The organism is Variovorax sp. UMC13 (assembly GCF_014170375.1).
GTDB lineage: Bacteria > Pseudomonadota > Gammaproteobacteria > Burkholderiales > Burkholderiaceae_C > Variovorax.
Map to the genome: position 1 here is coordinate 331856 of NZ_LZZW01000003.1, position 14294 is coordinate 346149.

Below are 14294 nucleotides of genomic sequence, written 5' to 3' on the forward strand. Positions count from 1 at the left end.
GCCATGGGCACCGTCCGACTGACGCTGGCGCTGTCGCTGGCCTTCTCGGTCTCGGCCTGCGACCAGGCCCAGACCATGATCGACAAGTACACCGGCAAGAACAAGCCAGTGCCTGCGGTGGTCGCGACGCCGGTCGCGCCGGTGGCGCCCCCGCCATCGGCTTCGCCCGTGGCCGCGCTGCCCGACGCCGGCAAGGTCGGCACCGTGACGGTCAACGCGCAGGGCACGGGTGCCAGCGCGGCCGAGGCGGTCGACGAAGCGATGCGCCTGGCGCTCAAGATGGTCAACGGCACGACCATGGACCTGGGCAGCGAGCAGATCAAGGTCACGCTGACGCTGGCGCGCGGCCGCAACGCCGAGGCCCTGCGCGGCACGGCCTTCGCCGAGCAGGTGGTGCAGAGCGCGGGTGGCGCGATCACCGGCTTCAAGGTCAACGCGCTCGACGGCCCCGACAGCCGCGGCTTCTACCAGGCCGACATCGAGGCCTCGGTCGCCAAGTACACGCCGCCCGCGGCCGACAGCAAGAAGCTCAAGATCGTGATCGCGCCGCTGCGCTACGACACCGCGTCCTTCCCCATGGGCGGGCGCAGCGTGCCGGCCGAGAAGGTGGCCGAGGACCTGCGCCAGCAGATCCTCACCGCGCTGACCAACACCGGGCGCTTCACCGTGCTCGACCGCGACATGGGCGGCGAGGTCGCGCAGGAGCTCGACATGATCAGTTCGGGCCAGGCACCGCGCGCCGAGTTCGGCAAGCTGGGCCAGGCCATGAGCGCCGACGTGATCTGGGTCGGCAAGATCACTTCCTTCGCCTACAACCGCCACGCGCGCCAGCTGCAGACCAGCGACCGCGAACTGGTGAGCTACTCGGGCGGCTGGGGTGTCTCGCAGAAGCTGGTCAACGTGTCGACGCGGCAGGTCATGCTGTCGGAGTCGCTGCGCGGCGAAGCGCCCAAGGTCGCGGCCACCACGCTGGGCTCGGGCATCGACGGCGCGCAGGTCAGCGAAGGCATGCAGAACGAGATCGCCAACCGCATCGTCTCGGGCATCGTCTCGCGCACCTACCCGGTGACCGTGATCTCGCGCGACGGCAACGCCGTGGTGCTGAGCCAGGGCGGCCAGGCGGTGCGCGAAGGCGGGCGCTACCAGCTGGCCTACATGGGCAAGGAGATGTTCGACCCGCAGACCAACCAGTCGCTGGGCCGGGTCGAATCCGACTGCTGCGAGGTGGTGATCGAACGCGTGACGCCGACCATGGCCCAGGGCCGGCTCGAACGCGTGCAGATGCCGCTCGACGGCCTGCAGCCCGGCGCGCTGCAACTGCGCGGGATGGTGACGGCGCGTGTGGCGGCGGCCGACACCGCCGCGGCACCTGCGACCAAGCCGAAGCCCGCACGCCCGGCCGCCACGCGCAGCGATGCACCGGCGGCGGCGCCGGCGCGCGACGACAAGTGGTGAGAGCGCCCCGGTGCTGACACCACCGCCTCGGAAAACCGCCTTCGGGCGGTTTTTTTTCGCCTGAAGCGCCCGCGGTCGCCGGCGCTGTCATGGCGGCGGCGGGCGTGCGGATTCCCGGACAGGGCGCTTGCCGCGTGGCCGGTTTTTCATCCGCCGCGGCGCGGGAAAACCACGATGCTGCGGAAGAACATCCTTTGAATTCAATCACTTGCATCGCGTGCGCGGCGTGGCACGTCGGTTGCTATTGAACTGGCACAACACCCGAGGATGGAGACACCGATGAGCCCGCAGCACTGCACGACCCGCGCACCCCCGGCACCGCCTTCACGGGCGAGGCCGGCGCCTGGCGCGCCTTTCTTCCCGCCCCCGCACTGACGCCGCACGCCCGGCGCGACGACCCGGTTCGACCGTGTCGCGCCGCCGCATGGGCAAAGCCTTTTCCCTTCACAAAAAAGACGGAGACCTTGAGCATGAGATTCGAAAAGAACACCCCCCGCTTCGGCCGGAACTCGGCGCGCGTCAGCGCCTTGCTGGCCGCGCTGATCCTGTCGGCCTGCGGCGGCAGCAGCAACGACGGCGGCGGTACCAACCCGCCGACCGGCGGCAACCCGGTCACGCCCGTGCCGGACCCCGGCAGTCCCAACCCCGGCACGCCGGCGGATGCGACGGTCAAGGTCAGCGTGCTGTCGTCATCGCCCAAGCTCGTGACCGGCGACGATGCACTGGTCGAGCTCCAGCTGCTGGGCGACAAGCCGATGAGCACGCTGTCGGTGACGGTCGACGGCCGCGACGTGACGGCGGCCTTCGCCCGCAACCCCGCCGACGGCCGCCTGCTGGGCAAGGTCACGGGGCTCAAGCTCGGCGAGAACCAGCTGGTCACACGCTACGGCGACTACAGCACCACGCTGGCGCTCACGGCCTATCCGGTCACCGGCCCGGTGATCTCGGGTCCGCATGAGGAACCCTTCGTGTGCGGCTACGCCACCTTCACCCGCATGGGCGGCCAGCCGCTCAAGTCGCTGGACGACGGCAAGTGCTCGGTCGAGACGCGGGTCGACTACTACTACCGCAACAGCAGCGGCGGCAACACGCGCTTCGAGCCCGCGTCGATCACGGCCTATCCGGCCAACATGACCTACCTCACGGTCAACGGCAAGAGCGTGCCCTACGTGGTGCGGCTCGAGAGCGGCACCATCAACCGCGGCCTCTACCAGTCGGCCATCCTGCACGACGTGCTCAACGAGCCCGCGCCGTCGCCGACCACGCCGCCTGCCGGCTGGAACGGCCAGCTGCTCTATCCGCTGGGCGGCGGCTGCCAGGGCGGCTGGTTCCAGCAGGGCAACGACTTCGGCACGCTGATCAACCCGGTCTACCAGAGCCGCGGCTTCGCCGTGACCACCTCGACGCTCAACGTCTTCGGCACCAACTGCAACGACCAGCTCTCCTCGGAGACCATCGCGATGGTGAAGGAGCGCTTCATCGAGAACTTCGGCGTGCCCAAGTACACCATCGGCGTGGGCGGTTCGGGCGGCTCCTACCAGAGCCACCAGACCAGCGACAACTATCCCGGTCTGTTCGACGGCGTGGTGGTGAGCCAGGTGTTCGCCGACGTGACCTCGTCGACCATCTTCAAGCTGCACGACTCGCGCGTGCTCAACAACTACTTCAACGACCCGGCGACCTCGGCGCTGGCCTACACCGTGGCGGAAAAGCAGGCCATCTCGGGCTACCTGCAGATCGGCAACATCGCCAACATGAGCGGCAGCGCGGGCCGGCTCGACCCGACCGTGTCCTTCCCGGCCGGCGTGCCCGTGGAGCAGCGCTACAACCCGTTGACCAACCCGACGGGTGCGCGTGCCACGGTCTTCGATCACACGGCCAACGTCTACGGCAAGACCGAGGCCGAAGGCTTCGCGCTGCGGCCGATCGACAACGTCGGCATCCAGTACGGCCTGAATGCGCTCAACGAAGGCAAGCTTTCGATCGACAAGTTCCTGGACCTCAACGAGCGCGTGGGCGGCGTCGACCGGGACATGAAGCGCACCGCCACCCGCACCGTGGGCGACGTCGAGGCGCTCAACCGTGCCTATCAGTCGGGACGGATCGTGAACGGCGGCGGCGGCCTCGCATCGACCGCGATCATCGACCTGCGCGACTACAACGACGGCACGGTGGGCGGCGACATCCACACCAAGATCCATTCCTTCTCGATGCGCGAGCGCCTGCGCCGTGCCAACGGCCACATCGACAACCATGTGATGTGGACCAAGGGGGGCAGCGAAGCCGAAGCCTTCGACCAGATGAACACCTGGTTGTCGGCGGTGCGTGCCGACAGCTCCGGCCGCAGCAAGGCGCAGAAGGTGGCGGCCAACCGGCCGGCCGAGCTCAAGGACGCCTGCTGGAGCAACGGCCTGAAGTACGTGGAGGAGCAGACCGCCTTCGGCACCGGCGCCTGCAACACCTTCTACCCCGCGGGCACGACGCCGCGCATGGCGGCCGGCGGCCCGCTGACCGACGACATCGCGAAGTGCCAGCTCAAGCCGCTGAACCCCTCGGACTACCGCGTGATCTTCAGCCCGGTGCAGTGGGGCCGCATGCAGGCCGCGTTCCCCGGCGGTGTCTGCGACTGGACGAAGGCGGGCGTGGGCCAGCAGGCCTTGACGGGCACCTGGCTGTCCTTCGGGCCCTCGCCGGTCAACCTGCTGTTCGACATCACGAAGCGGCTGCTCGCCAGCTTCATGTGATCGCCTGAGCGATCGAATGCCGGGCCGCGCGCGGCCTGGCGTCTGCATTTTTTCTTTCCTGGAGTTCGCACTTGAAATCATCGACGACGACGAAGAAATCCCTGGCCGTCCTGGCGGCCGCTGTCCTGTCCATGGGCGCCTCGGCCCAGAGCTTTCCCGACGGCAAGGTCATCACGATCGTGGTGCCCTTCGCAGCCGGCGGCCCGACCGACCGCGTGGCACGCGACCTGGCCGAGGCCATGCGCAAGCCGCTGGACGGCGTGAGCATCGTGATCGACAACGCAGCCGGCGCCGGCAGTACCATCGGCAACGCCAAGGTCGCGCGCGCCAAGGCCGACGGCTACACGCTGCTGCTCACCCACGTGGGCATGGCCACCACCCCGGTGCTGTATCGCAAGCTGCCCTACAACTACGAGACCGACTTCGAGTACCTGGGCCTGATCAACGACGTGCCCATGACCGTGATCGGCAAGCCGCAGCTGGAAGCCAACAACTTCAAGGAACTGCGCGAGTGGATCGGCAAGAACCCGGGCAAGGTGAACCTGGGCAACGCGGGCATCGGCTCGGCCTCGCACCTGTGCGGCCTGTTGTTCCAGAGCGAGCTCAAGGCGGAAATGACCACCGTGCCGTACAAGGGCACGGCGCCGGCCATCGCCGACCTGCTGGGCGGCCAGATCGACCTGCTGTGCGACCAGACCACCAACACCACGAGCCAGATCGAGGCGAAGAAGGTCAAGCCGTACGCGGTGACCACGCTCAAGCGGCTGACGACGCCGGCCCTGAAGGACATCCCGACGCTGGACGAGTCGGGCATGAAGAACTTCCAGGTCACGATCTGGCACGGGCTGTACGCGCCCAAAGGCACGCCGCCGGCGGTGCTGAAGAAGCTCAACGACGCGGTCAAGGTGGCACTGAAGGACCCGGACTTCATCAAGAAGGAAGAGGGCCTGGGCGCGGTGGTGGTGACGGACAAGCGCGTGGAGCCGGCGGAGCACAAGAAGTTCGTGCAGGCGGAAGTCGCGCGCTTCGGGCCGGTGATCAAGGCCGCGGGCGTGTACGCGGACTGAGGCGGGCATGCCAGGGTCCGCGCGCGATGGCGAGGGTAAGTCCGTGGCGCAGCACGCCGGCACGGTGACTAGGATCGAGCCCCGTCGCCGCCGTCGCGCGGGTCCTCGCTCCACGCTGCTCCCGTGTCACTGCTCCTGTCCGTCGGCCGTGCCGTGCTGAACCTCTCCACGCCCCGCCGGCCCGGCTTCGCGGGCGCGCCCGACGGCGTGCTGGCGGGCCTCCAGGCCGAGCCTCCCGGCGCGTCCGAGCGCTGGCATGCAGTGCGCCGCTGGATCGCCATCGGTGCCTGGCTCGGCCTGATCGCCTCGGGGGGCATGCTGGCTCACACGCTCGGCGAGCGCGCAGGCATTCATTCGCTGCAGCAGGGCACGACGCACCGGCTCGACATCTACTCGGCCAGCCTGCGCAGCGAGCTCAACCGCTACGAGTACCTGCCGCAGGTGCTGTCGCTGAGCCCGGACGTGCTGGACCTGCTGCGCAAGCCCGCCGACAGGAACCTGCAGTTCGACGCCAACGTCTACCTCGAGACCGTCAATGCGCACGCACTGGCCTCGGCCATCTACGTGATGGACGCGCAGGGCCTCACGCTGGCCGCCAGCAACTGGAACCAGCGCGGCAGCTTCGTCGACATCAACTTCTCCTACCGGCCCTATTTCCAGGATGCGCTGCGCGGGCAGCACGGGCGCTTCTACGGCATCGGAACGGTGAGCCGCGAGCCCGGCTACTACTTCTCCTTCGGCATTCCGGGCGAGGGCGACATGCTGGGCGTGGCCACCGTCAAGGTCAGCCTCGACAAGCTCGACGAGGCCTGGTCGCACTCCACCGAGAAGGTGCTGGCGGTCGATGGCAACGGCGTCGTCTTCCTGTCGTCCGACGCGGCCTGGAAATTCCGCGCGCTGCGTCCGCTGTCCAGCGAAACGCTGATGGAGCTCGCGAAGACGCGCCAGTACGCCGAGGCCGGCGAGCTGACGCCGATCGAGATGCGCGAGAAGAAGCGGCTCTCGGGCGGCGACAGCACGGTGGTGCAGCTGAGCGCGAACGAAGCCCGGCGCCAGACCGGCGGCGAGCCCTTCGGCCCCGACTACCTGCTCGACAGCCGGCCGGTGGACGGCACCGACTGGAAGCTGATCATGCTGTCGGACATGAAGCCCGCCCATGCGCTCGCCCGCACCAGCGCACTCGCAACCATGTTCGCGCTGGTCTTCCTCACCCTGCTGGTGCTGTTCTTCCAGCAGCGCCGGCGCATCGTCCACCAGCGGCTGGCGGCGCGCGAGGCGCTGCAGCAGGCCTACGACGAACTCGAGCACATGGTGGGGCTGCGCACCGAGGCGCTCAGTGCGGCCAACCACCACCTGCAGAGCGAGATCGCCGAACGCGAGCGGGCCGAGGAGATCCTGAAGACCACGCTCGACGACCTGGTGCAGACCGGCAAGATGGCCGTGCTGGGCCAGATGTCCGCCGGCATCACGCACGAGCTCAACCAGCCGCTGGCCGCGCTGCGCACGCTGTCGGCCAACGCGATGGTGTACCTGGCGCGCGGGCAGGGCGCGCAGGTCGACTTCAACCTGCGCACCATCTGCCAGCTCACCGATCGCATGGGCCAGATCACGGCGCAGCTCAAGAAGTTCGCGCGCCGTTCGGCGGTGGCGCTGCAGCCGGTGATCCTGGGCGACGTGATCGCCGACGCGCTGTTCCTGCTGAACCAACGCATCCGCCACGACCAGATCCGGATCGAGCAGGCCATCGAGCCGGGCCTGCTGGCGCTGTGCGAGGGCAACCGGCTCGAGCAGGTGGTGGTCAACCTGCTGACCAATGCCTTCGACGCGACGCTGACCGCGACCGGCGGCGCCCCGGCGATCTTGCGCCGGGTGCGCATCGTGGCACGCAGCGGCCCGGAAGGCGCGCGGCTGGAGGTGCACGACAACGGCACGGGCATCGCGCCCGAGGTCATGCCGAGGCTGTTCGAGCCTTTCTTCACCACCAAGGAACAGGGCGTCGGCCTGGGCCTGGGCCTGGCCATCTCGGCCGGCATTGTGCGCGACTTCGGCGGCCTGCTGCGCGCCGGCCAGAGCGAGCTCGGCGGCGCGGTCTTCATCGTCATCTTGCGCAGCGGACAGCGCGCGGAAACCCCTTCTCATGCCTGAACAACTCGAAGTGATGTTTGTCGAAGACGATCCCGCGGTGCGCCTGGGCAGCACGCAGGCGCTGGAACTCGCCGGGCTGCGCGTGTCGGGCTTCGTCTCAGCCGAGCAGGTGCGCCCGCACGTGGTGCCGGGCTTCGCGGGCGTGCTGGTCACCGACGTCAAGCTGCCGGGCGCCGACGGGCTGGCCCTGCTGGCCCATGCGCTGGAGGTCGACCCGACGCTGCCGGTGATCCTGGTGACCGGGCACGGCGACATCACGATGGCGGTGCAGGCGATGCGCCTGGGCGCCTACGACTTCATCGAGAAGCCCTTCTCGCCGGAGCAGCTCACCGAGGTGGTGGAGCGCGCGCTCGAGAAGCGGGCGCTGAGCCTGGAGGTGGAGCGGCTGCGCCGCAAGCTCGAAGGCTACGAGGCGATCGAGGCCAAGCTGATCGGGCGTTCGTCGGCGATGCAGCGCCTGCGCCGCATGGTGCTCGACCTGGCGGGCACCGATGCCGACGTGCTGATCCTGGGCGAGACCGGCACCGGCAAGGAGCTGGTCGCGCGCTGCCTGCACGACTACGGACGGCGCCGCGGCGGGCACTTCGCCGCCATCAACTGCGGCGGCATGCCCGAGGCCCTGTTCGAGAGCGAGATGTTCGGCCACGAGGCCGGCGCCTTCACCGGCGCCTCGAAACGGCGCATCGGCAAGGTCGAGCATGCGCGCGCGGGCACGCTGTTCCTCGACGAGATCGAGACCATGCCGATGAGCCTGCAGGTCAAGATGCTGCGCATGCTGCAGGAGCGCAAGTTCGAGCGCCTGGGCTCGAACGAACTGCTGCCCATGGATTCGCGCGTGATCGCCGCGACCAAGGCCGACCTGCTCGAGGCCGCGGGCGAGCAGAAGTTCCGGGCCGACCTCTACTACCGCCTGAGCGTGGTGGTGCTGACGCTGCCGCCCCTGCGCGAACGGCGTGAGGACATCCCGCTGCTGTTCACCCATTTCGCGATGCAGGCCGCGCTGCGCTACGAACGCGAGCTGCCGAACGTGTCGCCTCGCCATCTGCAGGCCCTGATGACGCACGCCTGGCCCGGCAACGTGCGCGAGCTGTGCAACATGGCCGACCGCTTCGTGCTCGGGCTGTGGGACGGCGGGCCCGGCTTCAGCAGCGAGGCACAGGGCCCGCGCTCGCTCGACGAGCAGATGGTGCATTTCGAGCGCTACCTGATCCAGGAAGCCTTGCAGGCCTGCGGCGGCAGCGCCACCGCGGCGGCCGAGCGGCTGGGCGTGCCGCGCAAGACGCTCTACGACAAGATGCGCCGCCTCGGGCCGCTCGAGGCCGCGGTCGGCGACCCGGCCTCGCGCCGCGCGCTGCGCAGCGCCTGAGTCCGCGGGCGCCGGATGGCGGGCATCGTCCTACGCCGCAGTCGCCGCGAAACTGACACCATGGGCTTTTGCCTCGCGGCCAGCATGGTGTCATGAACAGATCCTTCTCTCTTTGCCTTGCCCTGGGTGCCTGCGCACTCGGAAGCGTCGCCGGCGCCGACGAGGTGAAGGTCCCCATCGACAGCAACGACCAGCGCATCGTCTACGTCACGCCCAACGTGGTGTCGACCGAGAACACCGTGGTCACCAACGGTGCCACCGTCGGCGTGCAGAAGCCCGATGGCAGCACCGCTTACGGCGGCATGAACACCGCGGGCGAGCGGCCCACCTACTCGGTGGGCGCCAGCACGGGCGGCGACGTGTCCTTCTCCGCGGGCGTGCAGTCCGACGGACGCAAGGAGAGCGCCGCGGTCAAGGCTGGCGTGACGATCAAGTACTGACCGGCTTCGCGGCCGGCGAACGCATGGTCTCGACGCGCCGGCGCACGGTCGCGATGTTGCGCCGCAGGGCGTAGAGCTCGTCGGCATACGACAACGGCACCGCCACCTTGTTGACCCGGTTGTCGAGGTCGTCTAGTTCCTTGAGCAGCTTGTCCTGCGCATCGGTGCCGCCTTCGAGCCGGGTCTCGACTTCGCGCAGCCGCGCATACCAGCGGAACACGCGCGAGCGCACGCGGAACTGGTAGAGCGGCGGCACCACGCGCGACAGCGGCAGCATCAGCACCACCAGGCCGCCGAGCACCAGCCACATGCGTTCGACCAGGTTGCTGGCCCAGAAGGGCAGGTAGCGTTGCCAGAAGGGCGGCGTGCCGTTGATCGCGCGGTCGCCCTCGGGGCTCACCGGCAGTTCGCTGGTGCGGGTGTTGGGGAAGTCGCGCGCGCGGTTGAACCATCCGGCCTCGCCGTGCAGCGTCTGCGCGCTCTGGGCGAACAGCTGCTGCAGCGCAGGGTGCGTCTGCTCGCGCGACAGCAGCGAGGTGGTGGCGGCCAGCATCGACACGTCGGACGGCGGCAGGTCCTTGGCCAGGTCCACCACGCCGCGTGGCAGCGACACGGCCGAGAGGAAGGCGAAGCGGCGCGAGTAGGCGTCGCTCTGGCCGAAGTCCAGCAGCGCGATGCCGGGCGTGCGCAGCAGGTGCTGCACCTGCGGCGATTGCGGCGCCGAGGCCAGCACGATCACGTCGAGCAGGCCGGCCTGCAGCGCCTCGCTGGCCGACTTCTGCTCCAGGTGCGAGAGCTGCATCTGCGCCGGGTCGAGGTGGTTGGCGCGGAACATCTTGTCCATGATCTCGGGCACGCCGCTGCCCAGCTTGTCGACGTTGACGCGCAGGCCCTGCAACTGGGCCAGCGAGCTCAGCGTGCCGGTCTTGCGGTCGATGCGCCGCGCCGTGTCGCTGCGGTAGAAGACCCACAGCGGCTCGTAGAACAGGCTGCCCAGCGAGCGCAGGCCGGCCTCCTCGTCGGCCACCACGTCGGCGCTGCCGCCGCGCACGAAGGCCACGTCCACATCGCCGTTGCGCAGCATCTGCAGGTTGTCGGAGGAGCCGTCGCTGGGCCGCAGCTCGACCTGGATGCCGCTGGTGGCCAGGGCCTGCGCATAGCGCTTGCCGAACTCCGCATAGGCGCTGCCGGCGGGTCCGGTGGCCAGCGTCACGCGCTGGGGCGGCTGCGGCTGCAGCCACCAGTAGGCGGCCACCAGCAGCCCGATCACCAGGAACACCACCGGCCCGGCCGAGGCGATCAGGTCGCGGATCGAGAGCAGGAAGAGCTTGAGGGGTTTGGGCATCGACATGGCAGGCCTTGCCATCAGCGGGAGGCAGGCGCCGCGCCCGCCAGTTCGGCCGCGCAGGGGAAGTGCTGGCCACCGACGTCGAGTGAGCGCGCGGCCTGCACCGCGCGCAGCGTGGCGCGCGCCACCACTTCGGCCGCCATCGCGCTGAGCACCGTCATGCCGGGCGCATCGCCCTCGAGCGGCACGCGACAGGTGGCGAGCGCGAACAGGGTGTCGCCGTCGCTCATGGTGTGGACCGGGTTGATGCTGCGCGCCAGGCCGTCGTGCGAGACCATGGCCAGCCGGTTGGCCTGCACCTTGGTCAGCACCGCATCGGTGGCGATCACGCCGATGGTGGTGTTGGTGCCGGCCAGGAGCGGCCGGGGTGCCTCGCCGCGCATCAGCGCGCGCCGGATGTCGAGCAGCGCGCGGCCATCGACGGTGCGCGCACCGGCCACCACCTGCGCGGTGTCGGGGTCGATCACGTCGCCCAGCGCGTTGCAGGCGATCAGCGCACCCACGGTGACGCCGCCGACGGTGACCGAGGCGCAGCCGATGCCGCCCTTCATCGCGCGGTCGACGCCGAACAGCTTGCCGACCAGCGCGCCCGAGCCTGCACCCACGTTGCCTTCGGCCGGCGGCTGCGTCGACGCGGCCTCGCAGGCCGCATAGCCCGCGGCGGCATCGGGACGGATGCGCGCATCGCCCACCGGCAGGTCGAACAGCACGGCCGAGGGGATGATGGGCAGCGTGCCGAAGCGCACGTCCATGCCGACGCCGCGTTCCTCGAGCCAGCGCATCGCGCCGTCGGTGGCGGCCAGGCCCCAGGCGCTGCCGCCGGCCAGCATCACGCCGTGCACCTGCTGCACCAGGTTGCCGGGCGAGAGCAGGTCGGTCTCGCGCGTGCCGGGCGCGGCGCCGCGCACGTCGACGCCGCCGACCGCGCCCTCGCGCGTGAGGATGATGGTGCAGCCGGTGGGCCGGCGCGGGTCGCTGAAATGGCCGACTTCGATGCCGGCGACGTCGGTGATCGAACCGGCGGAGGGAGGGAGAAAGGAGGAGGGTGCGGACATGGCGGCCGATTATGGGACTGAGCCTCTACGATAGGCCCATGACAGTTGAAGCAAATGGTGTCGCTCCGCAGGGCGACGCAAGGCGCCACGTGGTGGTGATCGGCGCGGGCGCGGTGGGCAGTGCCACCGCCATCGAGGCCCGGCGCGCGGGGTTGCGCGTGACCGTGGTCGAGCCCGAGGCGCCCGGCAGCCCGCATGGCGCGAGCTATGGCAATGCGGGCTGGTTGTCCTCGCATTCGGTGGTGCCGCCGGCCTTGCCGGGCGCCTGGCGCAAGGTGCCGGGCTGGCTGGCCGACCCGCTGGGGCCGCTGGCTTTGCGCTGGCGCTACCTGCCGCGCGCGCTGCCCTGGCTGCTGCGCTACCTGGCCTCGGGCTGGACCGAGGCGCGCGTGCAGCGCACGGCCGAGGCATTGCGCAGCCTGCTCGCGGATGCACCCGCGCTGCATGCGCGGCTCGCGGCCGAGGCCGGCGTGCCGCAGTTGGTCGAGCAGCGCGGCCTGCTGCATGCCTACCGCTCGCGGGCCGAGTTCGAGGGCGATGCGCTGGGCTGGCGCGTGCGCGCGCGGGTCGGCGTGCACTGGGAGGAGTGGCCGGCCGAGGAACTGCATCGCCGCGAGCCGGACCTGGACGCGCGCTACACGCTGGGCATCTTCGTGCCCGAGGCCGGCCATTGCCGCGACCCGGGCGCCTACGTGGCCGCGCTGGCGCGGCATGCCGCGGCCCAGGGCGCGCGCCGCGTGGTCTCGCGCGCCACGGGCTTCCGCATCGAAGGCGGTCGCCTGCGCGCGGTGCACACCGAAGGCGGCGACATCGCCTGCGATGCGGCCGTGGTCTGCGCGGGCGCCTACTCGCGCCCGCTGGCCGCGGCCGCGGGCTCGCCGGTGCCGCTGGACACCGAGCGCGGCTACCACGTGGTGATCGAAGGCGCGACCGTGGGGCCGCGCACGCCGGTGATGGTGGCCGACGGCAAGCTGATCGCGCACTGGATGGACGGCGGCCTGCGCGCCGCGGGCCAGGTCGAGATCGGCGGGCTCGATGCCGCGCCCAACTGGCGCCGCGCGGACATCCTGCTGCGCCATCTGCGCTCGATGTTCCCGGCCTTGCCCGAGGGCGACGCCGCGAAGGTCAAGCACTGGCTGGGCCGCCGCCCCAGCATGCCCGACGGCCTGCCCTGCATCGGCCCTTCGGCGGCCAGCCAGGATGTGGTGCTGGCCTTCGGCCACGGCCATGTGGGCCTGGGCGGCTCGGCGCGCACCGGCCGATGGGTGGCGCAGCTGCTCGCGGGCGTTGCGCCCGAGACCTCGCTCGCGCCCTTCGATCCGAAGCGCTTCGGCTGAGAAGGCTTGCGCTCAGCGCAGCGGCTCGATCGACAGCACGGTGAGCGCGCCGTCGACCTTGTCGGCGGTGAAGCGCACCTTGTCGCCTTCCTTGAGCTGCGCCAGCAGCGCGGGGTCGCGCACGCGGAAGACCATGGTCATCGGGCTCATCTCGATGTTCGGGATCTCCTGGTGCCGCAGCGTGATCTTCTGCGCCAGCGGGTCGACCTTGCGCACCTCGCCCTCGACGGCAGGCAGGGCGCCCTGCGCGAAGACGTTGACCGTCACGGCGGTCAGCATCGCGGCCAGCGCCGCGTTCCATGGCTTCTTCATCTGTTCTTCCTTGAGTGGTTTCAACGGTAGCTCTGGTAGACACGGGTGCTGCCGTCGGCCAGCACCAGCAGCACGTCGTAGGCGTCGCGCTGGTTGCCATAGGCCGCCCCGTCCATGCCGGGTGAGCCGATGGGCATGCCGGGCACCGCGAGGCCGACGGCCTTGGGCTTTTCCTTGAGCAGCCGCAACACCTCGCGCGCCGGCACATGGCCTTCGATGGCGTAGCCGCCGACCAGGCCGGTGTGGCAGGAGCCCAGCTTGGCCGGGATGCCCAGGCGCGCGCGGGCGGCATTGTTGCCTTCGTCGTGCACGCGCGTGGCCAGGCCGTTCTTGTTCAGGTGCAGCACCCAGTCCTGGCAGCAGCCGCAGTTCGGGTCCTTCCAGATCTCGACCATGGGCGCGGCCGCCAGGGCGGCCAGCGGCAGGGTGCCGGAGGCCAGCGCCAGCAGCGGGCCCGCGCGTTTCAGCAATGTGCGTCGTTGCATCGTTCTTCCTTTCGTTCGTGTTCAGATCAGGGTTTGGCGGCGGCGGCCCGCACGCGGATGCGGCCGGCCATGCCCAGTTCGTAGTGGTCGTCGACCAGGCAGGCGAAGTCGAAATCGCCGGCGCGGTTGAAGGTCCAGACCATGGCGCCGGTCTTGCCCGCGGGCACGTGCACCATCCAGGGATCGTCGTGCTCCATGTCCGGGAATTTCCGCATCATGGCGGCATGGGCCTCGATCTCGGCCTGGGTGCCGAGCACGAGCTCGTGCAGTGCCTGGCCGCGGTTCTTCAACCGGAGCCGGACCGTCTCGCCTTCGCGCACCTCGATCACGGAGGGCGTGAACGTCATGTCGTCGGCCATCGCGATGTCGATGGTGCGGGTCACGGCGCGGGCCTCGCCGGCGATGCCCCAGGGCTTCTGCTCGGGCGCGAGCGTGGCCGCGCCCTGGGGCCTGGCAGCGTGGTTCTCGTGCGCCATGGTGGCGCCGGTGGCCGCCACGAGCACGAGGCCGGCGGCGAGGGATGCGAGTGTCTTGTGCATG

Annotated in this window: 12 protein-coding genes; 7 read left to right on the plus strand and 5 right to left on the minus strand. The window is 70.1% G+C overall.

Annotated elements, in window-relative coordinates:
• The first annotated feature begins 3 nt into the window (after positions 1-3).
• From A9977_RS34570 to A9977_RS02300, 6 genes are all read left to right on the plus strand, one after another.
• Positions 4-1455: a CsgG/HfaB family protein gene (locus A9977_RS34570; RefSeq protein WP_183023233.1), complete on the plus strand. Its 1452-nt coding sequence runs from the start codon at positions 4-6 to the stop codon at positions 1453-1455.
• Positions 1456-1925: 470 nt separating this feature from the next.
• Entirely contained in the window at positions 1926-4199 is a 2274-nt protein-coding gene (locus A9977_RS02280; RefSeq protein ID WP_183023234.1) for a DUF6351 family protein, read from the plus strand.
• A 131-nt stretch (positions 4200-4330) separates the two neighbouring features.
• Entirely contained in the window at positions 4331-5266 is a 936-nt protein-coding gene (locus A9977_RS02285) for a tripartite tricarboxylate transporter substrate-binding protein (RefSeq protein WP_183023364.1), read from the plus strand.
• A 123-nt stretch (positions 5267-5389) separates the two neighbouring features.
• Positions 5390-7411, plus strand: a complete 2022-nt coding sequence (locus A9977_RS02290) for an ATP-binding protein (RefSeq protein WP_183023235.1) — start codon at positions 5390-5392, stop codon at positions 7409-7411.
• Positions 7404-8777 carry a sigma-54 dependent transcriptional regulator gene (locus A9977_RS02295; protein WP_183023236.1) on the plus strand — a complete coding sequence of 458 codons (1374 nt, stop codon included), beginning with the start codon at positions 7404-7406 and terminating at the stop codon, positions 8775-8777. The genes A9977_RS02290 and A9977_RS02295 overlap by 8 nt, the downstream gene beginning before the upstream one ends.
• A 92-nt stretch (positions 8778-8869) precedes the next feature.
• A complete protein-coding gene (locus tag A9977_RS02300) occupies positions 8870-9217 on the plus strand; it encodes a hypothetical protein (RefSeq protein ID WP_183023237.1) in 348 nt (115 codons plus the stop codon).
• On the opposite strand, the gene A9977_RS02305 is transcribed toward A9977_RS02300, so the two are convergent.
• Positions 9207-10568 (minus strand): TAXI family TRAP transporter solute-binding subunit, encoded by a 1362-nt coding sequence (locus A9977_RS02305; protein WP_183023238.1) that lies wholly within the window; start codon positions 10566-10568, stop codon positions 9207-9209. The genes A9977_RS02300 and A9977_RS02305 overlap by 11 nt on opposite strands.
• Positions 10569-10582: 14 nt before the next feature.
• On the minus strand, positions 10583-11620 hold the full coding sequence (locus A9977_RS02310; RefSeq protein ID WP_183023239.1) for a P1 family peptidase: 1038 nt from the start codon (positions 11618-11620) through the stop codon (positions 10583-10585).
• A 38-nt stretch (positions 11621-11658) separates the two neighbouring features.
• Between A9977_RS02310 and A9977_RS02315 the strand changes: the two genes are divergently transcribed.
• On the plus strand, positions 11659-12957 hold the full coding sequence (locus tag A9977_RS02315) for an FAD-binding oxidoreductase (RefSeq protein WP_183023240.1): 1299 nt from the start codon (positions 11659-11661) through the stop codon (positions 12955-12957).
• Positions 12958-12969: 12 nt separating this feature from the next.
• On the opposite strand, the gene A9977_RS02320 is transcribed toward A9977_RS02315, so the two are convergent.
• Genes A9977_RS02320 through A9977_RS02330 form a run of 3 tightly spaced genes read right to left on the minus strand, consistent with a single transcriptional unit; the run spans position 12970 to position 14293 of the window.
• The gene (locus tag A9977_RS02320) at positions 12970-13269 is read right to left on the minus strand and encodes a copper-binding protein (protein ID WP_183023241.1); all 300 of its coding nucleotides are present in this window, start codon (positions 13267-13269) and stop codon (positions 12970-12972) included.
• A gap of 20 nt (positions 13270-13289) precedes the next feature.
• Entirely contained in the window at positions 13290-13754 is a 465-nt protein-coding gene (locus A9977_RS02325; RefSeq protein ID WP_183023242.1) for a DUF411 domain-containing protein, read from the minus strand.
• 26 nt (positions 13755-13780) lie between these two features.
• Positions 13781-14293 carry a plastocyanin/azurin family copper-binding protein gene (locus A9977_RS02330; RefSeq protein ID WP_183023243.1) on the minus strand — a complete coding sequence of 171 codons (513 nt, stop codon included), beginning with the start codon at positions 14291-14293 and terminating at the stop codon, positions 13781-13783.
• Position 14294 lies beyond the last annotated feature (1 nt).

Bases quoted from the DNA above. Each gene is read 5' to 3' on its own strand.
- A9977_RS34570 (WP_183023233.1), top strand. From the start codon at position 4: ATGGGCACCGTCCGACTGACGCTGGCGCTGTCGCTGGCCTTCTCGGTC.
- A9977_RS02310 (WP_183023239.1), bottom strand. From the start codon at position 11,620: ATGTCCGCACCCTCCTCCTTTCTCCCTCCCTCCGCCGGTTCGATCACC.
- A9977_RS02295 (WP_183023236.1), top strand. From the start codon at position 7,404: ATGCCTGAACAACTCGAAGTGATGTTTGTCGAAGACGATCCCGCGGTG.
- A9977_RS02330 (WP_183023243.1), bottom strand. From the start codon at position 14,293: ATGCACAAGACACTCGCATCCCTCGCCGCCGGCCTCGTGCTCGTGGCG.
- A9977_RS02315 (WP_183023240.1), top strand. From the start codon at position 11,659: ATGACAGTTGAAGCAAATGGTGTCGCTCCGCAGGGCGACGCAAGGCGC.
- A9977_RS02300 (WP_183023237.1), top strand. From the start codon at position 8,870: ATGAACAGATCCTTCTCTCTTTGCCTTGCCCTGGGTGCCTGCGCACTC.
- A9977_RS02325 (WP_183023242.1), bottom strand. From the start codon at position 13,754: ATGCAACGACGCACATTGCTGAAACGCGCGGGCCCGCTGCTGGCGCTG.
- A9977_RS02305 (WP_183023238.1), bottom strand. From the start codon at position 10,568: ATGTCGATGCCCAAACCCCTCAAGCTCTTCCTGCTCTCGATCCGCGAC.
- A9977_RS02320 (WP_183023241.1), bottom strand. From the start codon at position 13,269: ATGAAGAAGCCATGGAACGCGGCGCTGGCCGCGATGCTGACCGCCGTG.
- A9977_RS02285 (WP_183023364.1), top strand. From the start codon at position 4,331: ATGGGCGCCTCGGCCCAGAGCTTTCCCGACGGCAAGGTCATCACGATC.
- A9977_RS02280 (WP_183023234.1), top strand. From the start codon at position 1,926: ATGAGATTCGAAAAGAACACCCCCCGCTTCGGCCGGAACTCGGCGCGC.